The sequence below is a fragment of the Ruegeria sp. BB1 genome (assembly GCF_056539465.1).
This window is the reverse complement of record NZ_JBQFVB010000001.1, coordinates 153731-176719: the sequence shown is the minus strand read 5'-3', so window position 1 is coordinate 176719 and position 22989 is coordinate 153731. Positions and strand designations below refer to the sequence as shown.

The 22989-nt window shown below is 57.3% G+C and carries 22 protein-coding genes; 8 read left to right on the top strand and 14 right to left on the bottom strand.

All coding sequences use genetic code 11. The features are described 5' to 3' along the window. The first annotated feature begins 24 nt into the window (after window positions 1–24). The 4 genes from purB (at window position 25) to ACR0AL_RS00880 (ending at window position 4432) form a co-directional block, all read left to right on the top strand. Window positions 25–1329: an adenylosuccinate lyase gene (gene purB / locus ACR0AL_RS00895; RefSeq protein WP_170359046.1), complete on the top strand. Its 1305-nt coding sequence runs from the start codon at window positions 25–27 to the stop codon at window positions 1327–1329. Between the two features lie 379 nt (window positions 1330–1708). Further along, complete coding sequence (locus tag ACR0AL_RS00890; RefSeq protein WP_170410300.1) at window positions 1709–2251, top strand: tetratricopeptide repeat protein; 543 nt, start codon at window positions 1709–1711, stop codon at window positions 2249–2251. 68 nt (window positions 2252–2319) lie between these two features. Then, window positions 2320–3411, top strand: coding sequence for a flagellar motor switch protein FliG (locus tag ACR0AL_RS00885; protein ID WP_170349099.1), 1092 nt, complete (start codon window positions 2320–2322; stop codon window positions 3409–3411). Between the two features lie 97 nt (window positions 3412–3508). Then, window positions 3509–4432 carry a lysophospholipid acyltransferase family protein gene (locus ACR0AL_RS00880; protein ID WP_480661641.1) on the top strand — a complete coding sequence of 308 codons (924 nt, stop codon included), beginning with the start codon at window positions 3509–3511 and terminating at the stop codon, window positions 4430–4432. Here the strand turns inward: ACR0AL_RS00880 and ACR0AL_RS00875 are convergent, their stop codons facing one another. Then, complete coding sequence (locus tag ACR0AL_RS00875; protein WP_425080427.1) at window positions 4433–5134, bottom strand: DUF1223 domain-containing protein; 702 nt, start codon at window positions 5132–5134, stop codon at window positions 4433–4435. Between the two features lie 218 nt (window positions 5135–5352). Here ACR0AL_RS00875 and acnA point away from each other — a divergent pair, with 218 nt between their 5' ends. Then, entirely contained in the window at window positions 5353–8043 is a 2691-nt protein-coding gene (acnA, locus tag ACR0AL_RS00870) for an aconitate hydratase AcnA (protein ID WP_480661639.1), read from the top strand. 76 nt (window positions 8044–8119) lie between these two features. On the opposite strand, the gene ACR0AL_RS00865 is transcribed toward acnA, so the two are convergent. From ACR0AL_RS00865 to yajC, 10 genes are all read right to left on the bottom strand, one after another. Continuing rightward, complete coding sequence (locus ACR0AL_RS00865) at window positions 8120–8659, bottom strand: DsbE family thiol:disulfide interchange protein (RefSeq protein WP_480661637.1); 540 nt, start codon at window positions 8657–8659, stop codon at window positions 8120–8122. After that, window positions 8652–8810 carry a heme exporter protein CcmD gene (ccmD, locus tag ACR0AL_RS00860; protein WP_170349104.1) on the bottom strand — a complete coding sequence of 53 codons (159 nt, stop codon included), beginning with the start codon at window positions 8808–8810 and terminating at the stop codon, window positions 8652–8654. The genes ACR0AL_RS00865 and ccmD overlap by 8 nt, the downstream gene beginning before the upstream one ends. Continuing rightward, window positions 8807–9580, bottom strand: coding sequence for a heme ABC transporter permease (locus tag ACR0AL_RS00855; protein ID WP_480661635.1), 774 nt, complete (start codon window positions 9578–9580; stop codon window positions 8807–8809). Before ACR0AL_RS00855 ends, ccmD begins: the two co-directional genes overlap by 4 nt. Window positions 9581–9641: 61 nt before the next feature. After that, a complete protein-coding gene (ccmB, locus tag ACR0AL_RS00850; RefSeq protein WP_170349106.1) occupies window positions 9642–10298 on the bottom strand; it encodes a heme exporter protein CcmB in 657 nt (218 codons plus the stop codon). Continuing rightward, a complete protein-coding gene (gene ccmA, locus ACR0AL_RS00845) occupies window positions 10295–10909 on the bottom strand; it encodes a heme ABC exporter ATP-binding protein CcmA (protein WP_480661633.1) in 615 nt (204 codons plus the stop codon). Before ccmA ends, ccmB begins: the two co-directional genes overlap by 4 nt. A 66-nt stretch (window positions 10910–10975) precedes the next feature. Continuing rightward, window positions 10976–11329: an Mth938-like domain-containing protein gene (locus ACR0AL_RS00840; protein ID WP_480661631.1), complete on the bottom strand. Its 354-nt coding sequence runs from the start codon at window positions 11327–11329 to the stop codon at window positions 10976–10978. A 9-nt stretch (window positions 11330–11338) separates the two neighbouring features. Next, window positions 11339–12097, bottom strand: coding sequence for a sulfite exporter TauE/SafE family protein (locus ACR0AL_RS00835; RefSeq protein ID WP_254438707.1), 759 nt, complete (start codon window positions 12095–12097; stop codon window positions 11339–11341). Continuing rightward, the gene (gene secF / locus ACR0AL_RS00830; RefSeq protein WP_480661628.1) at window positions 12078–13046 is read right to left on the bottom strand and encodes a protein translocase subunit SecF; all 969 of its coding nucleotides are present in this window, start codon (window positions 13044–13046) and stop codon (window positions 12078–12080) included. Before secF ends, ACR0AL_RS00835 begins: the two co-directional genes overlap by 20 nt. A gap of 1 nt (window position 13047) precedes the next feature. Further along, entirely contained in the window at window positions 13048–14709 is a 1662-nt protein-coding gene (gene secD, locus ACR0AL_RS00825) for a protein translocase subunit SecD (protein ID WP_480661626.1), read from the bottom strand. A gap of 33 nt (window positions 14710–14742) precedes the next feature. Beyond that, a complete protein-coding gene (yajC, locus tag ACR0AL_RS00820) occupies window positions 14743–15030 on the bottom strand; it encodes a preprotein translocase subunit YajC (protein WP_058280646.1) in 288 nt (95 codons plus the stop codon). A 201-nt stretch (window positions 15031–15231) separates the two neighbouring features. Between yajC and ACR0AL_RS00815 the strand changes: the two genes are divergently transcribed. The 3 genes from ACR0AL_RS00815 (at window position 15232) to serS (ending at window position 19581) form a co-directional block, all read left to right on the top strand. After that, window positions 15232–16893, top strand: a complete 1662-nt coding sequence (locus ACR0AL_RS00815; RefSeq protein ID WP_480661624.1) for a mechanosensitive ion channel family protein — start codon at window positions 15232–15234, stop codon at window positions 16891–16893. 125 nt (window positions 16894–17018) lie between these two features. Next, the gene (locus ACR0AL_RS00810) at window positions 17019–18251 is read left to right on the top strand and encodes a pentapeptide repeat-containing protein (protein ID WP_480643960.1); all 1233 of its coding nucleotides are present in this window, start codon (window positions 17019–17021) and stop codon (window positions 18249–18251) included. Between the two features lie 37 nt (window positions 18252–18288). After that, entirely contained in the window at window positions 18289–19581 is a 1293-nt protein-coding gene (gene serS, locus ACR0AL_RS00805; protein ID WP_170375861.1) for a serine--tRNA ligase, read from the top strand. Between the two features lie 58 nt (window positions 19582–19639). Here serS and ACR0AL_RS00800 read toward each other — a convergent pair whose 3' ends face one another. From ACR0AL_RS00800 to der, 3 genes are all read right to left on the bottom strand, one after another. Continuing rightward, window positions 19640–20254, bottom strand: a complete 615-nt coding sequence (locus tag ACR0AL_RS00800) for a helix-hairpin-helix domain-containing protein (protein WP_480661622.1) — start codon at window positions 20252–20254, stop codon at window positions 19640–19642. A gap of 96 nt (window positions 20255–20350) precedes the next feature. Continuing rightward, complete coding sequence (locus ACR0AL_RS00795; RefSeq protein ID WP_170349114.1) at window positions 20351–21337, bottom strand: fatty acid desaturase; 987 nt, start codon at window positions 21335–21337, stop codon at window positions 20351–20353. A gap of 165 nt (window positions 21338–21502) precedes the next feature. Beyond that, a complete protein-coding gene (gene der / locus ACR0AL_RS00790) occupies window positions 21503–22966 on the bottom strand; it encodes a ribosome biogenesis GTPase Der (RefSeq protein ID WP_170349115.1) in 1464 nt (487 codons plus the stop codon). Window positions 22967–22989: the final 23 nt, after the last annotated feature.

The following is a 22989-nucleotide window of genomic DNA, read 5'->3' as shown; positions in this document are numbered from 1 at the left end:
AAACACAAAAAGGTCTCACCGCCAATGATTCCACGTTATTCCCGCCCCGATATGGTTGCCATCTGGTCGCCCGAGACCAAGTTCCGCATCTGGTTCGAGATCGAGGCTCACGCCTGCGACGCCATGGCCGATCTGGGCGTCATCCCGCGCGAAAACGCCGAGGCGGTGTGGAAGGCCAAGGACGTGGAATTCGACGTGGCCCGTATTGATGAGATCGAGGCCGTCACCAAGCACGACGTTATCGCCTTTTTGACCCATCTGGCCGAGCATGTCGGCAGTGAAGAGGCACGCTTTGTCCATCAAGGCATGACCTCTTCGGATGTACTTGACACCTGCCTGAACGTACAGCTCACCCGCGCCGCGGACCTGCTGATTGCTGACCTCGAAAGCCTGCTGGCCGCCCTGAAACGCCGCGCGATCGAACACAAGAACACCGTCCGCATCGGTCGCAGCCACGGCATCCATGCGGAACCCACCACAATGGGTCTGACCTTTGCCCGATTCTATGCCGAGATGGACCGCAACCTGTCACGCATGCGCGACGCCCGTGCAGAAATCGCCACCGGCGCGATCAGTGGTGCGGTCGGCACTTTCGCCAATATCGACCCCCGCGTTGAAGAGCATGTCTGCGATCAGCTAGGTCTGGTGCCTGAACCGATCAGCACGCAGGTCATCCCGCGTGACCGCCACGCGGCCTTCTTTGCGACCCTTGGCGTCATCGCCAGCAGCATCGAAAACATCGCCATCGAAATCCGTCACATGCAGCGGACCGAGGTGTTGGAGGGTGCCGAGTTCTTCTCGATGGGCCAGAAAGGCTCCTCGGCCATGCCGCACAAGAAAAACCCGGTCCTGACCGAGAACCTGACCGGTCTGGCGCGCATGGTGCGCGCAGCGGTGATCCCGGCGATGGAAAACGTGGCGCTCTGGCATGAACGCGATATCTCGCATTCCTCGGTCGAACGCATGATCGGCCCGGATGCGACAATCACACTGGATTTTGCGTTGGCCCGCCTAACCGGCGTGGTCGACAAGATGCTGATCTTCCCCGAGAACATGCTAGAGAACATGAACAAATTCCCCGGTCTGGTGATGAGCCAGCGGGTTCTGCTGGCGCTGACGCAAGCAGGGGTCAGCCGCGAAGATGCTTATGCCATGGTTCAGCGCAACGCGTTGAAAGTGTGGGAGCATCGCACCGACTTCAAAGAAGAACTGCTTGCCGACGCTGATGTCACCGCAGCGCTGAGCCCTGATGAAATCGAAGAGAAGTTCGACCTCGGTTACCACACCAAACACGTCGACACGATCTTCGCCCGCGTGTTTGGCGAATAAATCCTGACCGTTCAGTCAGTTCAAAGGGCCCGGTTCGCACAACGCGATCCGGGCCCTGCTCTTTTGCCAGACGGGTCAAAATCAGCTATGGTGCGCGTATATTTCCGAACGGGAGAAATAGCATGATACGCACCATTCTCTGCGCCTTGGCCCTTACGTTTTCAGCTTCGGTCGCTATGGCCTGTACTGGCCATTCCAAGCAAACCCAGTCCTGCGCAGAAGGGACATATTGGGATTCCGAAACCCAAACCTGCGCGAAAATCGTAAACAGCTGAGAATTTTATTTCCTACTTGTGAATAAAAGCGAGGCCGCGATTGTTAGCTTTTTATCAGATCGCACTATGCTTGATCAGAGCAGCCGAGAGAACGGAGTAGGAAAATGCGTCTTGTATTAGTTTCAGCTATTGCCCTTCAGGCCTTTGTGTTTGCACCGGCGGCATACGCTGCGGGCGGTGGAAGCGGCGCCGCACCCAAGCCAACGAACACAACCAAGAAATGCCTGTTTGGCCGCGTTTACGACAAGGATGCCGGGCGCTGTGTCAAGCCGGACAAGACCAACTTCACCCAAGATGAGCTGTATGAAGCCGTGCGGGAATTGGCATATGACGGCCAGTTAGAAAACGCTCAGAATATTCTACGCATTATGGATCAAGACGATGATCGTGTGCTGACCTACTGGGGTTTTACCTATCGCAAAATGGGTGAGCTTGAACTGGCTAACGTCTTTTATTCCAACGCCATCGAAACCAACCCCGACAATATCCTAGCACGCAGCTATATGGGTCAGGGCTTTGTGGCCGAAGGGAAAACCGATTTGGCAATTGCACAATGGCGCGAGATCAAGGCGCGCGGTGGTGAAGGCACCTGGGCCGAGGCGTCGCTGCGCGAGGCAATCCGCACCGGGCTGACCTATAACTACTAAGCTTCAGCCTTTCTTTACCCGACTCTCCGTAATTTGCCTGTGGAACGCAACTATGGCACCGCAGGCAGATGCAGGATACAAACACTTTGATACAGGTGGCACCGGGGGCGGCTCCGGTGACAGATCAGGCGGACAGTGAAGCGCCTCGCGTCATTCCTCGCGCGCTCAGCAACCGACAGAAGGCCGCCGTGGTCGTGCGGCTGCTGCTGAATGAAGGCGCGGATATCCCGCTAGAGGATCTACCCGACGATTTGCAGGAAAAACTGACCCATCAGCTGGGTGAGATGGGGCTGGTGGATCGTGTGACATTGGACGCAGTGGCGCAGGAGTTTGCACAGGCGCTGGACAGCGTCGGCCTGTCTTTCCCGCACGGTCTGGCCGGTGCTTTGGACGCGGTGGATGGTAAGATTGCCCCAGCTACAGCCGCGCGGCTGCGTAAGGTGGCCGGAGTGCGCCAGATTGGTGATCCCTGGCAACGGCTGCGCGAGGTACCAACCGAAGACCTGGCTGCCATGGCACAAGCAGAAAGCACCGAGATCGCCGCCGTGATGCTATCGAAACTGGAAACCGCAAAGGCCGCGCAGCTTTTGGGGAATCTGCCCGGTCCTGTTGCCCGTCAGATCACCTATGCGGTTTCGAAAACCGCCAATGTCACACCCGAGGCGGTAGAACGCATCGGCTGGTCGCTGGCGGCTCAGCTGGACCAAAGGCCGTCGCAGGCGTTTGCGGATGGTCCCGGGGAGCGCGTGGGCGCAATTCTGAACCAGTCGGCGGCCTCAACCCGAGACGGGTTGCTGACCGCGCTAGACGAAGAGGATTCGGATTTCGCCAGTGTCGTGCGCCGTTCGATCTTTACCTTTACGCATATCCCAGCCCGTATTCTGTCACGCGACGTCCCGGCGGTTCTCCGCAGTGTGGATCAGGCAGATCTGGTCACCGCGTTGGCCGGGGCCACTGCGGAGGATGACCAAAATACAACCGAATTCCTTTTGTCCAACATGTCATCGCGAATGGCCGACAACCTGCGCGAAGAAATCGGCGAACGCGGCAAAGTCAAGCAGTCCGAGGCTGAAGAGGCCATGACACAGATTGTTGGCGCTATTCGTGCCCTGGTTGACGAAGGAACGATCGCCCTTATCGAAGAAGACAATGAGGAATAGGCAAGCACCACGACTTAAGCCATAGGAATGCTTGTGGTCGCGGAATGTGCCTTGTATGTCTGACCCGGCAAAACGCAACAGCCGGTGAGACCAGATTATGCCCGTCGAAAAGTCGGAACTAAGCCGCGGGGCGCTTCGAAAATATTATGTCACCGGCCTGTTTCTGAAAGGTGTAATCGGGGCAATGCGGCTGTTGCCGTATGAACGGCGTATCGCAACGATGGGGGCCATCGTACGCGGGCTTGCCCCTTTGGTCGGGTTCACCAAGCGCGTGCGCAGCAACCTGAAGCTCACCCGCCCCGACCTGTCGGACGCCGAGGTAAATCGCATCTGTCGCGCTGTACCCGACAATGCAGGTCGCGCCATCATGGAGCACTTTTCGCCAGAAGGCTTCACGGAACGGCAGGCCAGCGCCAAGGTGTCCGGCCCCGGCATTGCTGCCTTTGACGCCGCCGTGGCCGAAGGGCGACCCGTCATGATGATAACCGCGCATTTCGGTCACTACCTGGCAGCGCGGATCGCCCTGCAAACCCGCAGTGGACAGCCCATTGGATGCCTCTATCGTCGTATGGCGAATCCCTATTTCAACGACATGTATGTCGACGCGTTCTACAAAACCGGCGCGCCCATGTTCGAACAGGGCCGCCGCGGCATGGTTGAAATGGTGCGCTCCCTTAAGAGCGGCGGTATCATTGCCATCGTCTCAGACCTGCACGCCCACGGCGGGGAAGAGCTGACGTTTTTTGGCAAACCGGCCGTGACATCCGTCTTGAACGCCGAATTGGCGATGAAATACAAAGCCGAACTGATCCCGTGCTATGCGATCCGCCAGCCTAATGGCATTGATTTCGAAATCGTCCTGCATGACCCGGTTCCGCATACTGACGCCAAGACCATGACTCAGTTCACCAATGATGATCTTGAGGCCGTGGTACGGCAGCACATGGGACAATGGTTCTGGATTCACCGACGCTGGAAAGCCTGGAACGGACTTGGCGTTCAGCCCGAGGATATGCCCTGATCACTTGACCTTGGTGGCGGCAACGATTGGGCCATGCCCAACCTTCTGCACAAGTACGACCGCTGGCAGGTCCGAGGTCAACACCGCCGAAAACTTCTGCGGCGCCACCCCGTCCCACTGCCCGGCGACCTGCCAGGTATCTACAACATTTGCATAGTCCAGCTCATGCCCTGCCAGCTCTCCTCTGCGGATCGAGGCATGGCGCATCGGCGCATACTGCACCACGCGCACGTCAAAAAGCTCACCCTCTGGCAGTTCGACCGGCGTCACATCGACCGTGACATCGTTGCCCGAACGGGTCGCCACCACTTCGGCCTCGGGCGCAGCTTTGAGATGGGCATCGATCAGATACTCCAACTCCTGCGACTTTGCACCGACCACATCCTGCTGACCGTTGATAACCATCTGCGGCGTGTAGATCATCGACCGCCCGCCCTGACGCGCATAGGCGCGCTGACGCAAGGTGTGATTGGGATCGGCATATTCGTCCTTCCAACCAATATAGTCCCAATAATCCACATGCAGGGCCAGTCCGATCACATCGTCACGTTGTGCCAGATCATGCATCAACTCATCGGCTGGCGGGCAGGACGAACACCCTTGTGATGTGAACAGTTCGACCACAACCGGGTCATTCTCGGCCACGGCTGAGGTGGCCAGAAACAGGGAAACAAACACAGTGACAGGAGTAATTCTGAACATATGAAATCTCGGGCTTTTGGGGTGCTTATCCGGTTTAAACGGATCGACGCTCAACCGCCAATCAAGGTTTCTTGAGATTTAAAACAATCGCCCTTGAATTGTATACCTTAGCATACAACTTAGAAGTCAAGGTATCTAAGCCTTGAATGCCCGGCAATGATGCTCCAGAAAACAATCAGCAAATCCCCAAACCCAATATTTTGAAAGGGAGGCCAACAATGCCCATTTCCGTTGGAAAGGATAGCGCCAAGACACGCCGCAGCCTGAGCGTGAACGGCAAGTCCATTGCCTATTACTCGATTCGCGCCGCGCAAGAGGCCGGTCTAGGTGATTTTTCCAGACTCCCTGCGGCACTGAAAGTGGTGTTGGAAAACATCCTGCGGTTTGAGGATGACGGGTTTTCTGTCTCGGTTGATGACATCAAAGCCTTTGCCGAATGGGGCGCAAATGGTGGTAAAAACCCGCGCGAGATTGCCTATCGCCCTGCCCGCGTATTGATGCAGGACTTCACGGGCGTCCCGGCCGTCGTCGATTTGGCCGCAATGCGTGACGGGATCAAGGCGCTGGGTGGTGACGCGCAAAAGATCAATCCGTTGAACCCGGTGGATCTGGTCATCGACCACTCAGTCATGATTGATGCGTTTGGCAATCCGCGCGCGTTCCAGATGAACGTGGATCGCGAATATGAACGAAACATGGAACGCTATCAGTTTCTGAAATGGGGGCAGTCGGCGTTTGACAATTTCCGCGTTGTGCCACCCGGCACCGGCATCTGCCATCAGGTAAACCTTGAATATCTGGCCCAAACCGTCTGGAGCGACAAAGACCAGAACGGAGAGGAAGTTGCCTATCCCGATACTCTGGTCGGCACCGACAGCCACACCACCATGGTCAACGGCATGGCCGTTCTGGGCTGGGGCGTTGGCGGGATCGAGGCCGAGGCCGCGATGCTGGGCCAGCCGATTTCGATGCTGATCCCCGAGGTTGTTGGCTTTGAGCTGACCGGTGCGATGGTCGAGGGCACTACCGGCACCGATCTGGTTCTGAAAGTAGTCGAGATGCTGCGCGAAAAAGGCGTGGTTGGCAAATTCGTCGAATTCTACGGCAGCGGTCTGGATCGCCTGCCATTGGCTGACCGCGCGACCATTGCCAACATGGCACCGGAATACGGCGCGACCTGCGGTTTCTTCCCGATTGATGGCGAAACCCTGCGCTATATGCGCAATACCGGACGCGACGAGGATCGCCTGGCGCTGGTTGAGGCTTACGCCAAAGAGAACGGCCTGTGGCGGGATGAAAACTACGCCCCTATCTACACGGACACCCTGTCGCTCAACATGGGCACTATCGTTCCAGCCATATCGGGTCCGAAACGTCCACAGGACTATGTCGCGCTGACTGGCGCCAAAGCCGCTTTCACCAAGGAAATGGCTGAGACCTTCAAACGCCCGATTGCCAAAGAAGTCACGGTCAAAGGCGAAGACTACACTATGGAATCGGGCAAGGTGGTAATCGCCTCGATCACCTCATGCACCAACACATCGAACCCCTATGTGATGATCGGGGCCGGTCTGGTGGCGAAAAAGGCGCATGAACTGGGCCTGAACCGTCAGCCTTGGGTCAAGACCTCGCTGGCCCCCGGATCGCAGGTTGTGACCGAATATCTTGAGTCTGCAGGGCTGCAACAGCATCTGGACGCCATCGGGTTCAACCTTGTGGGCTATGGCTGCACCACCTGCATCGGTAACTCGGGTCCGATCCAAAAGGAAATCAGCGAAGCGATTGCCGAGGGCGATCTGGTCGCCACCTCGGTTCTGTCGGGCAACCGCAACTTCGAGGGTCGGATTTCGCCGGATGTGCGCGCCAACTATCTGGCTTCCCCTCCGCTGGTGGTGGTCTATGCGCTGGCGGGCACCATGGATATCGACCTGACCTCGGAACCGATCGGTCAGGACAAGGACGGCAATGATGTGTTCATGAAAGATATCTGGCCCGACCAGAAGGAAATCGCCGATCTGGTGCAGGAAACCGTCACCCGCGAGGCATTTCAGTCGAAATATGCCGACGTGTTCAAAGGCGACGACAAATGGCAGGCGGTCGAAGTTCCGCAACAGGAAACCTATGACTGGCCGCCGACCTCGACCTACATACAGAACCCGCCATATTTTCAGGGTATGAGCCCCGAACCGGGCACCATCTCGAACATCGACGGCGCCAAGGTTCTGGCCATTCTGGGCGACATGGTCACCACCGACCACATCTCACCTGCGGGGTCTTTTGCGGCAACCTCGCCTGCGGGTAAGTACCTGACAGAGCGTCAGGTACAGCCGCGCGAGTTCAACTCGTATGGTTCGCGCCGAGGCAATCACGAGGTCATGATGCGCGGCACGTTCGCCAATATCCGCATCAAAAACGAGATGCTGGATGGCGTCGAGGGCGGTTATACCAAAGGTCCGGACGGTCAGCAGACCTCGATCTACGACGCGTCGATGGCCTATCAGGAACAGGGCGTTCCGCTTGTGGTGTTTGGGGGGCAGCAATACGGCGCCGGGTCCTCACGCGATTGGGCGGCAAAGGGTACCGCGTTGCTGGGCATCAAGGCCGTGATCGCCGAAAGCTTTGAGCGCATCCACCGTTCTAACCTAGTTGGCATGGGCGTGATCCCCTTCGAATTTACCGGCGGCGACACCCGGAAATCTCTAGGGCTAAAGGGGGATGAGACGGTCTCGATTGATGGTCTGGATAAGGTTGAACCATTGCAAGAGGTGCCCTGCACTATCACCTATGGCGACGGCACCACAAAGACCATCACCCTCAAGTGCCGCATAGATACCGCGCCCGAGATCGAATACGTCGAAAATGGCGGTGTGCTTCAATATGTGCTGCGGAACTTGGCGAAAGCTGGTTAAACCTGCACGCTATAAAATTAAGGGCGTCCGATTGGACGCCTTTTTTCATTTCTCATTTGGTTATACTATCGCGGCTTTAGTTGCCTGCCGCTTTTTCCAACGCCGGACGGATCGTGCTTTCGATCACGCGCTGAGTTATCGGCCCGGCAAAGCGCAGGATGATCGTGCCCTCACCATCGATCACATAGGTCTCGGGCACGCCATAAACGCCCCAGTCCAACCCCATACGCCCCTGCTCGTCCCGTCCGATCCCGGCATAGGGATCGCCCAGTTCGGTCAGGAAGGCTTCGGCGTTGGCCAGTTGATCCTTGTAATTGATGCCGTAAACGGGGATGCCCTCATCTGACAGGGCCTGCAGGTTGGGATGTTCAACCCGGCACGGCGCGCACCAGCTGGCCCAATAGTTGACCAGTTTGACTTCTCCGTCCCGCAGCGTGGCATCATCAAACCCTGTCTTGCCCGCGAATTCCGTCAGCGCCACAGGCGGCGCGGGTTGGCCCTCGCGGGCCGACGGTAACGCGTTGGGGTCATCGCGGAACATGCCGATGCCCGCTAGAACGGCGAAAGCGCCAAAAATCAGCGGCGGCGCAATCATCAGGGGTGAGATTTTAGCCATTGCGCGTCATCCTTTGTTCGACCTTTTCCATCTCGGCCCGGACCTTGCGGCCACGTACGATGCTGAACACAATCAGCAGCGCCAGCAATCCGATCGAGGCCGCATAGGACCAGAGAACCGTATCGGCATATTTTCCGAGATCAGGGATCATCCGCTTACCCTTTCCCGCGCCAACAGCGCCTTGACCCGGCGCGCGCGAATTTCCGTGCCCGTGCGGTACAAAACAAGAGCAATGAACAGCAGTACAAACCCGATGATGCACAACAAAAGTGGGTAGAAATAGATATTGCTGACCTTCTCTTCGGTATCCGCCCCGGTCACGGCGGCGGCCCGCATCACGGATGCGCCCTGATGCAGCCCCTGATTCCAAAAATTCACGGCATAGCGGCTGAGCAGCGCAAAGACAGACCCGACCAGACACAGGACCGAGGTCAGATCGGCCGCCGTATCAGGGTCTTCGATAGCTTCCCAAAGTGCGACATAGCCCAAATAGAACAGGAACAGGATCAGGAACGAGGTCAGGCGCGGATCCCAGGCCCACCAGGTGCCCCACATTGGCTGCCCCCAGATCGCCCCGGTCGCCAGCGCGATCAGTGTCATCACAATACCCACAGGGGCCGCTGCACGCGCCGCCAGCGCGCTGACATGGTGGCGCCGCACAAGCCACACCAGCGAGGTCGCCAGCATCATCAGCCAGCAATTGATCGCCATCAGCGCAGCAGGCACATGCAGATAGATAATCTTGACCGTCGATCCCTGCTTGTAGTCATCCGGTGTGAAGAAGAACCCCCACACCAGCCCTACCACGATGCATGCAAGCGATGATGCCCAGAAAAACGGCATCACTCGTTCACTGGTGGCAAGGAACTTGCGCGGATTGGCGTATTCCCAGAGGGCGTTGGCTTTGGCTGAGATAGACATGGGCCTTATCTAGTCCGAGTCGGGTTCGTTCTCAATTGACATCAGTCAAAGTTTGACCACGTCAGCGAAGGTTAATGCGCAGCACCGCTGCGCTGGCAAAGGGCAAAAGGGCGATTGTCGCGGCGGTGATCCCCGCTAGCATCAACAGCGGGGTCTGGGTTTCCATCCCCGTCGCCCCACGGCGCGCGACTTCGGCCCCAAAGATCAGGGTCGGCACGTACAGCGGCAGGACCAGCAGGGATAGCAGCAATCCGCCACGTTTCAGGCCCACGGTCAGGGCCGCGCCAAAAGTGCCGATGACACTCATTGCCGGGGTGCCGATCAACAGCGATACGACCAGCCAGAAAAACCCCGGCACTGGCAGGTTCAGCAACACGCCCAAAAACGGAGCGGCCAGAACCAGTGGCAGGCCAGTGGTTAGCCAATGGGCCAGCGCCTTGATGGTTACTACCGCTTCCAACGGCAGCGGCGCGGTGGCCAATAGGTCAAGCGAGCCGTCCTCCCAATCCAGTGCAAGCAGGCGGTCCAGCGACAACAGACAGGCCAGCAGCGCGCCCAACCACAGAACACCCGGCGCGATGGTCGACAGCAGCGAGGATTGCGGCCCTACTGAAAATGGCACCAAAACGGTCACGATCAGAAAAAAAGCCAGACCGAGACCAAACCCCCCGCCCGCGCGGAAGGCCAGTTTCAGGTCACGCAGCAACAGGGCGATCACAGGAAGCCTCCGTCGAAATCTTCTATGGGTTTGGGTTTCGCCTTGTTGCGGCCGACATCCAGAACTTCTCCGTCCAGGCCAAGGTCGATATGAGTGGCGATCAGGGCCGAACCGCCCTGCCCCAGATGTGCGCGAACGGCATCAGCGAACATCTGCACCGCGTTGCGGTCCAGCGACACGGTCGGCTCATCCAGCATCCAGATTGGCCGCCCCGTAACCAGCATGCGCGCCAGACCCAACCGCCGTTTTTGCCCGGCCGACAGGTTGCCAGCATGGCGATCAGACAATTCGTTCAGCGCAAAGGCGTCTAGCGCGGGCTGAATATCATAAGTGCCGAAGACCGAGGCCCAGAAGGTCAGATTCTCAACCACCGTCAATGTCGGCTTCAACCCGTCGGAATGCGAGGCATATGCGATCTGATCCTCAGCCCCGTCAATCTGCCCCGCCAGCGGCGGCTGCAATCCGGCCAGTGTGCGCAGCAAGGTCGTCTTACCGATCCCGTTCGGCCCGCGCAGAATCAACGCCTTGCCCGGCGGCAGAGCAAAGCTCAGCCCTTCAAGCACAGGAACGCCGCCACGGGCGATGGCCAGATCGGTCACAGTCAGTGTCATGGGTCCCGCTTATCTCATTGCCGTCAGGCGCAAAAGGTGAGATTTGACGCAGGCCCTGCCGACAGATCAGACCGGCAATAAGGCCAGCGCAACGCGCCGCCCTTCGGACAACAGCACGTTATACGTGCGGCACGCAGCCGGAGAGTTCATGATCTCAACTCCGATCCCGGCATTTTCCAGGGCCGTGCGCAGATCAGCAGGAATTTGATTCAGTTCAGCCCCGGTGCCAATGAACAAAACGTCCACGGTATCGGAAAGTTCCAGCAGCGGCGCGTTGTCCTCATACCCGTTCCAGGTCGTGGTTCCGGCGGGACCTGTCAGAACGGCTCCCTCATAAACCTGCCCACCGATCCGAAAAAAGCCCGGGCCATACCCGTCAACCGGGACTGCGTTGGTATAGGAAATCTCATTCAGGCGCATGGCCGTGTTCTAGCCCCAAACCGGTAGGCCCGACAAGGCCGCAACCGCAATCGCCAGGTAAGCCGCAGCGCGATACAGCTTTTCATACGCGGGCCGGAACAACCAACCGCCTAGCCAGTTGCCCAGCAAATTCGGCACGGCCAACGCAAGGCCCAATGCCGCCGCCGCCCAAGTGATCCGCTCCATCCCGGTCAGGAACCCAAGGAGGAGGAAATCGAACCCGAACAGGAACAATAAAATCGTGGCGCGGATCACTTCGACCGGTATGGGGCGCGACATGTAAAACAGGATTACCGCCGGGCCGGGCAAGCCCGCCACGCCGCCCAGAAACCCGGCCGCTGCACCAATTCCCGCAACCATCCCCCGACCAACATGGCCGTGATACCGCAAGCCTAGGATCAGCACGGCCAGCATAAACAGCGCCAGCAGACTGACGGCATAGCGGAAAACCTCGGGTTCAACCTTGGTCAGCACCCATAACCCTACAGGAAGCAACAGCGCACAGCCCACCAACAGCCGCAACAGATCCTTGCGATGCACAACATGCCAAGCGCGACGCAGGTTCGGCAATGGGCCGAAGATATCCATTATGGTCAGGCCGATGATGGCTCCGAATGGACCAAGGAAGGGTGTGGAAAGAGGAAGGAAAATCAGTGCGGTGCCGAATCCGGAAAACCCGCGAACAACGCCGCCGAGGAAAGCCGCAAAAATGATAACGGCCAGCCCCATTGGGGACTGGCCGAATATATCAGGCGTCGATGTTGGCAAACTGATTGCCCGCCGTATTGGACGGCTTGGACCAGTCGCGTTTGACCCCCAGCCACAGCAAGATGGTCGAAGCCACAAAGACCGAAGAATAGGTTCCCACGATCACACCCCAGATCATCGCAAAGACGAAACCTCGGATCACATCCCCACCCAACACGTAAAGCGAAATCAGCGCCAGCAGCGTGGTCACTGAGGTCATCACCGTCCGGCTGAGCGTTTCGTTGATCGAGATGTTCAGAACCTCTTTGAGATCTTTCTTCTTGTACTTCCGCAGGTTCTCACGCACGCGGTCGAACACGACCACAGTGTCGTTCAGCGAATAACCCACGATGGTCAGAAGCGCCGCGATAATGGCCAGATCGAACCGAATCTGTAGTTCCGAGAAAATACCGATGGTCAGAATCACGTCATGGACCAACGCGGCAACTGCTCCCAAAGCGAATTGCCATTCGAAGCGCAGCCAGATGTAGACCAGCACGGCGCCAATCGCCAAAACCACCGCGATCACGGCAGTCTGGATCAACTCACCGGAGACCTTTGGGCCGACGGATTCGACGGACACAAATTCTATATCCGGCGCTGCCACTTTCAGCGCCTGTTCCACGGCGGTAACCGTCACGGCCGAGACGGCCTCGGCATCTGCTTGCGCCTGAATGCGGATCATGGCGACGTTTTCATCCGGCCCAAAGGTAGGGTCGAAAATCTCGGTGATGCTCACGTCGCCCAGCGCCAGCGGAGAGATCGCGTCGCGATAGGCGCCGACGTCGATTTCCTGTGCGGATTGGGTCCGGATCGTGGTCCCGCCACGGAAATCGATACCGAAGTTCAGCCCTTGCAGCATGAAAGACGTAAACGCCACAACCATCATCAGGGCCGAGATACCCAGCCAGACCTTCCAGCGGCTGAAGAAATCGAACGAGGTGTTCTGGGGTACGAGTTTCAGTCTCATGTCAAACCTCGATCATTTTCGGACGACGGCGTTCGAACCACATCACGATCATCAAACGCGTCACGAAGATCGCGGTAAAGACCGAGGTCAGAATACCCAGGCCCAGCGTAATCGCGAACCCGCGCACCGGCCCGCTGCCCATGGCAAACAGAATCACGGCGGTGATGAAAGTGGTAACGTTTGCGTCCAGAATAGCCGACAGGGCTTTTTCATAACCCAGCTCAATGGCACGCGCCGGGCCTCTGGCGGATTTCAGTTCTTCGCGGATACGCTCAAAAATCAGCACGTTGGCGTCCACCGCCATACCGACCGTCAGGACAATCCCCGCAATACCCGGCAGGGTCAGCGTGGCCCCGATCAGCGACAGCAGGCCGAACAGCAGCCCGACGTTGATGATCAGCGCAATGTTGGCAAACACGCCAAACAAACCATAGCTAAGCGCCATGAAGGTCAGCACCGCGACAAAGGCCACGATGGTTGCCACTTTACCGGCATCGATGCTGTCTTGCCCCAGCTCGGGACCGATGGTGCGTTCTTCAAGGAACTCCAGCCCCGCAGGCAACGCACCCGCTCGCAACAGGACCGCCAGATTGGTGCTTTCTTCAACGGTGAAGTTACCGGTGATGATACCCGACCCGCCCGGAATATGGCTTTGGATCACCGGGGCCGAGATCACCTCGTCATCCAATACAATCGCAAAGGGCGCGCCGATGTTATCCAGCGTGTAGTCGCCAAACTTGCGTGCGCCGGATGTGTTGAACCGGAAACTGACTGCCGGGCGACCGTTCTGGTCGAACGAGGGCTGCGCGTCGACCAGTTCCTCACCCGTCACAACCGGGGCGGATTCAATGATGTAATAAACGCCATCTTCGTCAATGGACGGGACGACCTCTTGCCCTATCCCCGGAACAGCGTCCGGGTCGGTGCCGCGACTGACGACCGAGTTGAAAGTCAGTTGAGCGGTGGTGCCGATGATCTCTTTCAGTTCACCTGCACTGCCAATGCCCGGCACCTGAATCAGGATACGGTCTGCACCCTGGCGCTGAATTGTGGGCTCTCGCGTACCGACCTCGTCAATCCGGCGGCGGATGATTTCCAGAGCCTGCCGCACGGTGCGATCGTCCGAGGCCAGCTTTTCGGCCTCAGACAACTGCACGACGATGGTGTCACCGTCTGCGCGAGCTTCGATATCAGTGGCACCAACACCGGTCAGCGTTTGCACTTGACGGGCCAGACCACGCACAACCTCCAGCGCGCGGGACATGCCCTCGGGCTGGCTGATGCGAACGCGAATCTCATCCGGTGCCGAATCCTGCCGGCGGATCGTACCAACAGTCGCGCGTTCATCGCGTAGCGCGTCACGGATTTCCGGCCACATCGCCTCCATCCGGGATTCGTAAACATCTTCGACCTTCACTTCGGCCAGCAGATGCGCACCACCCCGCAGATCAAGACCCAGATTGACCAGCGACGACGGCAACCAGCTGGGCCATTGTGCGGCCTGGGCCTGCATCTCGGGGGTGTCGATGCCAAGCTCAATCGCGGCTTTGGCATCGTTGGATTGCTCGACGCGCGTGTAAAACGCATTCGGCAGGGCCATCAGCAGACCGATCACACAGACCGACCAGATCAGAACCCGCTTCCAGGTATTAATTTGCAGCATTACCCTGCCTTTTCAAGGAATTGTCGCGCGAAGTTACTTCGCCGGTTCAGTCTTGTTCAGAACCTGCGCAATAGTCGACTTGACCACACGAACCTTGACGTTTTCGGCCAGTTCAACCTCGACTTCGTTCTCGCCTTCCTTGACTTTCGACACCTTGCCGATCAGACCGCCCTGGGTGACAACTTGATCACCCCGGCGCACGGCCTCGACCATGGCCTGATGTTGCTTCATCTTCTTCTGCTGCGGACGGATCAGCAGGAAATACATGATCGCGAAGATCAGGATCAGCGGGAGAAACTGGGCGAATGCGCCACCTTCCATGGGATATTCCTTTTGCTTTGGATTGCGGCACGGTTCCGCAAATTTGGCGGGAACCTATGCCCTGAGATGCGCCTTTGCAAGCAAAGGCGGTGCTGTGACCCACCTGAACCTGATCCCAACGCATGAACTCGCGTCAAAGCGTTGCAGATATGTCCTAGCCAGAGGCCTGAACTCAGCTATAGTCAAACCTGAGGAGGGACAATGACAGCTCGTTACAAACCATTCCAATCGTTGACGCTTTTGCTGTCATTGCTGACCTTGATTTTGTGTCTTGCAGCACCGCTTGGGGCACAGGAAACGCCCGCCGATATCGTTGAACCAGAGGCCGAGGAAACAGACAGTTTCAAAGCCCCCGTCATCGTGGACGGCGATATGCTGTTCTTCCTGCGCGGCTCTAGCGCCCTGCCCGCGCCGGAACGGGCGGAAAGTGTCCAGAACAAGATCATCGAGGTTGCCGAGGCCTCAGAAGACCCCTCGGTCGACATTTCATTCGAAGAGACCGAGCTTGGCATCCGAATTCGCGCGGATGGTGTGATCGTGTCCATTGTGACCGTGGCAGATGCTGATCTGGACCAGATGGAGCTGGATGTTCTCAGCTTCCTACACGGTCAGGCCATCGAAGAAGCCATCCTTGCCTATCGAGCTAATCGCACGGAACAGGCCCGCGTATCCGGCGCGATCGAAGCCGCAGCCTGGACACTTGGGTTTGCCGTTTTCATCGTTGCGATCCTTTGGCTGCATCGTAGGATCAGACGGCGCACGCTGAAATTTGTCAAACGCCACTTGCGGGATGTGGAAACCGCCACGGCCAAAAGCGTTCAGGCCGAGGCGATTGCCGCACTGGTCAGGTATGGTCTGAATTTCGTTCTGCTGATTATCTTCTTCCTGGGCTTCTACTACTACCTGTCCTTTGTTCTGCTCGCCTTTGCCGAAACCCGCTATTTTGCGCAATTGCTACTGACCTACCTGACCGAACCGGTTCTGCTGATCTTCAAAGGCATTCTCTCTTACATCCCCAACATGATCATGCTGGCCCTGATCACCTGGGTCACGATGTACATCATCAAGGGCATGCGCGTGTTCTTTGATGCCGTTGAGGCAGGGTCGTTCGATATGGGCGATTTCGAGAAGCACTGGGTCAACCCGACCTTCAATATCGCCCGCGTCGTCGTCATCCTCATCGCGCTGGTTTTCGCCGTTCCTTACATTCCGGGGTCGGACTCGGCCGCGTTTCAGGGCCTGACCATATTGGTTGGCGCTATGCTATCGCTGGGGGCGAATTCGGTCGTGTCCAACATGCTGGCTGGATTATTCGTTATCTACCGCCGCTCAACCTCGATCGGGGACCGTATTCAGATCGGGGACCACATTGGCGATGTGGTGCAGATCAAGCTAATGGAAACCCACCTGAAATCCATCAAGAATGAGCTGATATCGATTCCCAATGCGCAATTGATGAATTCGGATGTCGTGAATTTTTCAAAGAAAACAGATGGTAGTGGGCTTTTACTGCACACCACAGTCGGCATCGGATACGAGGAGCCACCTGAGAAGGTCGAGGCTATGCTGATCGAAGCCGCCAAGCGCACCAAGGGGATCAAAACCAAGCCCGAGCCGTTCGTGTTGTGGACTGCACTGGCCGACTACGCGATAAATTATCAGATCAATGGCTATACGACGCGGGGCAGTATCATCCCCAAAATCCGCTCGGATCTGCACCGCAATATCGTGGCGGTGTTCAACGAAAACAACGTGCAGATCATGACGCCGTCTTACATGGCCGATCCGCCCGAACCGAAGATACCCGCCGAAGAATGGGACGGGCATCTGGCGCATGAGACGAAGGCAGGCGCAGAAAAGTAGGCGCCGTTTGCCAAAAAAAACAAAGCATTATTCTAACCCTCTATATTTCAATGTTTTCTTGTCGTTCCTTATTGGCAAAGGCGAGCATTCGTTTCATTGTACAGCCTAAAAGCGAGACGTTGAATTTGACTACATTACCTATTGAGCCAGGAATTTTCTGGGGCACCGTTTGGGCCGGAGGCCTGCTTCTGACAACTTTCTTGGTATTTGGAGCATTCCCAAAAGGCACACACCACACAGTACCGTTAGAGCAATTTCAGCAACGTCTGAATTTAGATCAAGTCAACCCAGGCATCTTTCTGATTGCTATGCTTTTGTGGGGATTGCTGTTTTGTCTGCTGTTCATAGGGATCATAGGGCTAATCTGGGACGTTTTGTGGCTTCAAGCGCCTGTCACTCAGGATGAACGCGTCGACTGGCGATTCACGCTGGTCAAGCTCACAGCGGCCACCGCCGTTCTGGGGGTCGTCGTGGCTTTTCCGATTACGGTTATGAATGCGTCCTATAATCGCCGTCAGACCGAATACAGCCGCCGCCAGACGGAGGTTCGAGAAAAGGGGCAAGTTACAGACCGCTTCACTAAAGCGATTGAAGGGCTAGGCGCCGATAAAACAATCTTCAAGGATGGCGAACAGCACACTGTCCCGAACCTAGAGGTGCGCGTTGGTGCCATTTTGGCGCTAGAAAAAATAGCCGTAGAAACACCCACTGAGAGGAAGCACACACTCGAAACACTTTCAGTCTATGTTCGTGAAAATGTTTCAGTAAAGGTCGCAACACCAATCAAAGACGCAGACGAAGACTTCATCGCAGAAATTGAAACTTGGAAATTCCCTCGCTCTGACGTTCGTACAGCAATGCGAACGCTCTCACAAATTAAGGAGACCGGAGGTCACCTAGGAACAATTATTGACTTGAGAACAAGTAGCTTTAAAAATCTGACGCTCGCAAATTTAGATTTTTCTCAATTTGACCTAAGAATGTGCGATTTTACTGACTCCCTTGTTGTGGCGTGCGATTTCTCCGACGTTGAATTCAATGGAAGTTTTTTTGGTGACACCCATTTTTCGGATACGAACCTCAACAGATCAGTTTTCGTTGGTACGATTTTCAAAAGAACGAACTTAGAAGACAGCAGCCTGAAAGGCGCGTTTTTTAGGAACTGTGACTTGTCGGGTTCTAAACTTACCCAAGAACAGCTGGAACTATCCTACGGCGATACCTCGGTGAAATTACCCGAGCATCTTCGCCCACCTAAACACTGGAGCAGTCGCAAGCATTCTCACAACCAAGCACACAAAAGGTGGCATAAATTCTTAGACTACAAAGGTTACAATAAGGAAAAAGACTCGGCATAAGGCTGCAAGACCGATTCACGCATTAAGGATCTGAACCATGCACGACATCCGCGCCATTCGCGAAAACCCTGACGCCTTCGACGCTGCCCTGGCGCGCCGTGGGGATGCGCCGGTGTCGTCAGATGTGCTGCGGCTGGACGAAAGCCGCCGGGCCAAGATTCTGGCCGCCGAAACCGCCCAGGCGGAGCAGAACAAGGCCAGCAAAGAGGTCGGTGCCGCCAAAGCGCGCGGGGACGAGGATGAATTTCAGCGTCTGCGCGCATTGGTGTCTGAGAAAAAGACCGAAATCGCCCGCATGCAGAACGAGGCCAAGGATCTGGACGCGCTGCTAACCGACCAACTGGCACGCATCGCCAACCTGCCCGCCGAGGATGTGCCGCAAGGTGCGGATGAGAACGACAATGTCGAGGTGAACCGTTGGGGCACCCCGCGCGAACTCGATTTTGCTCCGAAAGAACACTTCGACATTCCCGCCGTCGCCGCTGCGATGGACTTTGAAACCGCCGCCAAGACCAGCGGCAGCCGTTTTGTAAACCTGTCGAAGGGTGTCGCGCGTATCCACCGTGCGCTGGCCCAGTTCATGCTGGACACCCATATCGACAAGAACGGCCTGACCGAGATGCAGACTCCGGTTCTGGTCCGCGATGAGGCGATGTACGGCACTGATAAACTGCCGAAATTCGGCGATGACAGCTATCAGACCACCAATGGCTGGTGGTTGATCCCAACGTCCGAGGTGACGCTGACTTATTCCGTGGCCGGTGACATTCTGGACGAAACCGCCCTGCCCATCCGCATGACCGCCCACACGGCCTGTTTCCGGTCCGAGGCCGGCAGCGCGGGCAAGGACACCGCCGGGATGCTACGCCAGCACCAGTTTGAAAAGGTCGAAATGGTTTCGATCACGCATCCCGACAAGTCGGATGAGGAACAGAAACGCATGCTGCGCTGCGCCGAGGACCTGTTGGAGCAAATGGGCATCCCCTACCGCACCGTCGTTCTGTGTACGGGCGACATGGGTTTTGGCGCGCGCCGCACCTTTGATATCGAGGCTTGGCTGCCCGGGCAGGACACGTACCGTGAGATCAGCTCGGTCTCGACCACCGGTGCTTTCCAAGCCCGCCGCATGAACGCACGTTTCCGCCCCGAAGGTGGCGGTAAGCCGGAATATGTCCACACCCTGAACGGTTCTGGGCTGGCGGTTGGACGCTGCCTGATTGCGGTTCTGGAAAATGGACAGAACGAGGATGGCACCGTGACCCTGCCCGAAGTGCTGGCGCCATACCTGGGCGGCAAACGAACACTGCAGCTGGACGGCACACTGGCATAAAAAAGCCGGCACCCGCATTGCGTAGTGCCGGTCTTGCAGAACGTAAGGCGAAGGAGGATTACTTCTTCGTCTTTTTCTTACCCTTCTTCTTTTTGTCTTTCTTGGACTGATTTTTTTTCTTGCCGTCCTTCTTGGACTGATCTTTTTTCTTACCGTCCTTCTTGGACTTTTTGTCCTTCTTGGCCTTGGCCTTCACCTTGTCCTTGGCCTTTGAGATCGCGGCCTCCATTTCTTGCAGCTTTTTGGCGGCCTTTTCGGCCTTGGCCTTGGCTTTCGCCTTCTTGCGCGCCTTGGCTTCCGCGGCGGCTTTTTCCTCGGCAGCTTTGCGCGCGGCCTCTTCGGCACGTTTCTCGGCAGCGGCGGCTGCAACGGTTTTCCGGGCGGCGGGCCTGCGCGTCACAGGTTTGCGCGCGGGCGCGCGTCTGGCTGTCTTAGCCGCAGTTGGCTTTTTGGCTGCAGGTTTTGCCGCAGCCGCTTTCGTTGCGGGCTTGGTTGCAATCGCCTCTTTCGCAGCGGCGATCAACAGAGGCGCGCTAGAGGCACCAATTCGGGGAACCTTGACCAGGTCGGCAGGGTTGGCTTTGGCAAGGGCTTCAGCGGTTTTGTACCCATTGGCGATCAGCGCCTGCCCAAGCGCCTTTCCTACACCTTTAACATCGGTCACTGCGGTCATTACTAAGCCTTCCTTTCTCTCCCTACATTTTCAATTGAATGCACGCTGGGCCCAGACGCCTACTAATCTGCGAGCAGTTTCGGCGACGTCTTTGCGTCAATTGCCGTGAGCCAGAGTGCCGGGTCTATCCTCTTTGGGGAATGGCACGAGACGCTTGGCATCTTCGTCCCAGAGTTTCAAATTCAGCGCCGCCACCGCCTCGGGGAACTTGATCCGACGCGGGGTGAATTCAGGCGGCAGGTTATAGTGGCACGCCCGCAGCCGATAGGATGGAATACGGGCGTTGAAATGGTGGATGTCGTGCAGCGTGATACACGCCACCGCATTGTCGAACCACCAACCAAAATCCAAAGCAGAAGACCCCTGCAAGGCTGCCAATTGCGGATCAAGGTCCGGACGGCGGTCCCAATACGTATCTTCGAAATTATGCTGCAGGTAGACCAGGAACACACCCAGCATCCCCCCCAGCAACGAGAACACCAGCCAGACCAGAATACCGGTCGTGCCCGCGATCAGATAAAGCAGCCCCAGGAAGATCACGATCGACAGATTGTGCAGCAGAACTCCGGTCACACCAAACCGTACCGTGTTTTTGGGCCAGCGGTAGCGAATGAAGTAGGTGAAAAGCGCACCAACCGGAACCAGAATGAACGGGTTGCGGTAAAGCCGGTAGAACAAACGCTTTTTCCAGTCTGCAGCGTTCCATTCCCGCAGGGTCATCGTGTGAATCTCACCCGTTTCGCGGTGTTCCAGATTACCGATCCCCGAATGGTGCAGGTTGTGGTTCTGCTTCATCACTTCGAACGGCGCAAAGGTGAAGGGCGACAAACCGTGCCCGGCCCATTCATTCTGTTCGCGGGTCTCAAACAGGGAATGGTGGCCGCAATCATGTTGCAAAACGTAAAGACGCACAGCTGAAAAGGCGAACACGATCCCAGCAGGGATCATGATGTACCAGCGGTCGACAAAGATAATTGCCAGCGTCAGCGACGCGAAATAAACGGCGAAGGTCCCAAAATAGCTTAGCGCGGCCAGCCGATTGTCCTGTACCGCATATTGTCGCGTATATTCCCGCAAATTCATTCAGCCTGTCCCCACGTTTGGCCCAATTAATATCACCACGAAACTATTTGCGTTTTGCTTGTAATCAAGCAGCGCGCACAAAAAACAGATGCACACAGGCGAATGCTAGCCTGCGGCAGCGGGACTGTCACGCCTTTCAGCCGAAAGTGCTGAAAATTGGCGCAGTTACGCGCGACCCTTGAGATGCTTGGCCAGAGCGCCCGCGTTTTTCTTGCGCCGCCCCTTATAGGGATTTTTGTCACCCTGCCCACGCAATGTCAGGCGGATAGGCGACCCGGGCATATCGAAATCCTCGCGCAGGCCATTCACCAAATAGCGGGTGTAGCTGTCTGGCATCTTGTCGGGATGTGAACACATCACCACAAATCCAGGGGGACGGGTCTTGGCCTGAGTCATATAGCGCAGCTTGATCCGGCGGCCCTGGGGGGCTGGCGGCGGGTGCTGCTCCAGCATGGCCGTCAGCCAGCGGTTCAGTGCTGCTGTGGGTACACGACGGTTCCAAACGTCATGCGCACGCAGGATGGCAGCGCGCAGACGTTCCAGCCCCCGACCAGTCTTGGCAGATACGGTGATCAGCGGTGCGCCACGCAATTGCGGCAACAGACGATCAAAGGACTCTTTCAGATCGCGCAGCTTTTCCTGCTTGTTCTCTTCGATATCCCATTTGTTAACTGCGACAACGACGGCGCGGCCTTCGCGCTCGGCCAGATCAGCGATGCGCAGGTCCTGCTGTTCAAACGGAATGGCTGCGTCCAACAACACCACCACGACCTCGGCAAATTTTACGGCGCGCAGACCGTCGGACACCGAAAGCTTTTCCAGCTTTTCCTGCACCTTAGCCTTCTTGCGCATGCCCGCCGTGTCGAAAATCCGCATCGGGGTGCTGTCGCCATCGGGATCGGCCCAGTCAATCCGCAGGCTGATCGCATCGCGGGTGATACCAGCCTCGGGGCCGGTCAACAGGCGATCTTCGCCGATGATCTTGTTGATCAGTGTGGACTTTCCGGCATTTGGCCGCCCGACTACCGCAACCTGCAGCGGCTTGGCGGCTGTGATCAGCGGCGCCTCGCCCTCGCCGTCTTCGTCCAGTTCGATATCGGTTTGCGGGGCATCATCCTCGGCCTGCTCAGCCGCGGCATCTGCCAGCGGCATGAGTTGCGCATAAAGGTCTGTCATCCCCTCGCCGTGTTCACCCGACAGGCGCACGGGCTCACCCAGACCCAGATTATACGCCTCAAGCACACCCGCATCCGCCGCGCTTCCTTCGGCCTTGTTGGCGGCAAGGATCACATGTTTCGAGCGTTTGCGCAGGATCTCGGCGAACATCTCGTCCGTTGGGGTTAACCCCACCCGCGCGTCGATCATGAACAGGCAGACATCGGCCATATCCACCGCGCGTTCGGTCAGCCGACGCATCCGTCCCTGCAGGCTGTCATCAGTCGCGTCCTCAAGACCCGCTGTGTCGATTACGGTAAAGCGCAGATCGCCCAGACGCCCTTCGCCCTCGCGCAGGTCGCGCGTCACGCCGGGCTGGTCGTCGACCAGGGCCAAGCGTTTGCCCACAAGGCGGTTGAACAGAGTGGATTTGCCCACATTCGGGCGCCCCACGATGGCGAGGGTCAGCGACATGATACTCAACTTTCAAGACTCAG

Coding starts and splice junctions, on each gene's coding strand:
- ACR0AL_RS00865 (WP_480661637.1), bottom strand. CDS start 8,659: ATGGCTAAAATCTCACCCCTGATGATTGCGCCGCCGCTGATTTTTGGC.
- der (WP_170349115.1), bottom strand. CDS start 22,966: ATGTCGCTGACCCTCGCCATCGTGGGGCGCCCGAATGTGGGCAAATCC.
- ACR0AL_RS00885 (WP_170349099.1), top strand. CDS start 2,320: ATGCAGGATACAAACACTTTGATACAGGTGGCACCGGGGGCGGCTCCG.
- ACR0AL_RS00880 (WP_480661641.1), top strand. CDS start 3,509: ATGCCCGTCGAAAAGTCGGAACTAAGCCGCGGGGCGCTTCGAAAATAT.
- secD (WP_480661626.1), bottom strand. CDS start 14,709: ATGCTGCAAATTAATACCTGGAAGCGGGTTCTGATCTGGTCGGTCTGT.
- ACR0AL_RS00875 (WP_425080427.1), bottom strand. CDS start 5,134: ATGTTCAGAATTACTCCTGTCACTGTGTTTGTTTCCCTGTTTCTGGCC.
- ACR0AL_RS00795 (WP_170349114.1), bottom strand. CDS start 21,337: ATGAATTTGCGGGAATATACGCGACAATATGCGGTACAGGACAATCGG.
- secF (WP_480661628.1), bottom strand. CDS start 13,046: ATGAGACTGAAACTCGTACCCCAGAACACCTCGTTCGATTTCTTCAGC.
- ACR0AL_RS00800 (WP_480661622.1), bottom strand. CDS start 20,254: ATGACCGCAGTGACCGATGTTAAAGGTGTAGGAAAGGCGCTTGGGCAG.
- ACR0AL_RS00855 (WP_480661635.1), bottom strand. CDS start 9,580: ATGTCTATCTCAGCCAAAGCCAACGCCCTCTGGGAATACGCCAATCCG.
- ACR0AL_RS00890 (WP_170410300.1), top strand. CDS start 1,709: ATGCGTCTTGTATTAGTTTCAGCTATTGCCCTTCAGGCCTTTGTGTTT.
- acnA (WP_480661639.1), top strand. CDS start 5,353: ATGCCCATTTCCGTTGGAAAGGATAGCGCCAAGACACGCCGCAGCCTG.
- ACR0AL_RS00840 (WP_480661631.1), bottom strand. CDS start 11,329: ATGCGCCTGAATGAGATTTCCTATACCAACGCAGTCCCGGTTGACGGG.
- serS (WP_170375861.1), top strand. CDS start 18,289: ATGCACGACATCCGCGCCATTCGCGAAAACCCTGACGCCTTCGACGCT.
- purB (WP_170359046.1), top strand. CDS start 25: ATGATTCCACGTTATTCCCGCCCCGATATGGTTGCCATCTGGTCGCCC.
- ccmA (WP_480661633.1), bottom strand. CDS start 10,909: ATGACACTGACTGTGACCGATCTGGCCATCGCCCGTGGCGGCGTTCCT.
- ccmD (WP_170349104.1), bottom strand. CDS start 8,810: ATGATCCCTGATCTCGGAAAATATGCCGATACGGTTCTCTGGTCCTAT.
- yajC (WP_058280646.1), bottom strand. CDS start 15,030: ATGGAAGGTGGCGCATTCGCCCAGTTTCTCCCGCTGATCCTGATCTTC.
- ACR0AL_RS00815 (WP_480661624.1), top strand. CDS start 15,232: ATGACAGCTCGTTACAAACCATTCCAATCGTTGACGCTTTTGCTGTCA.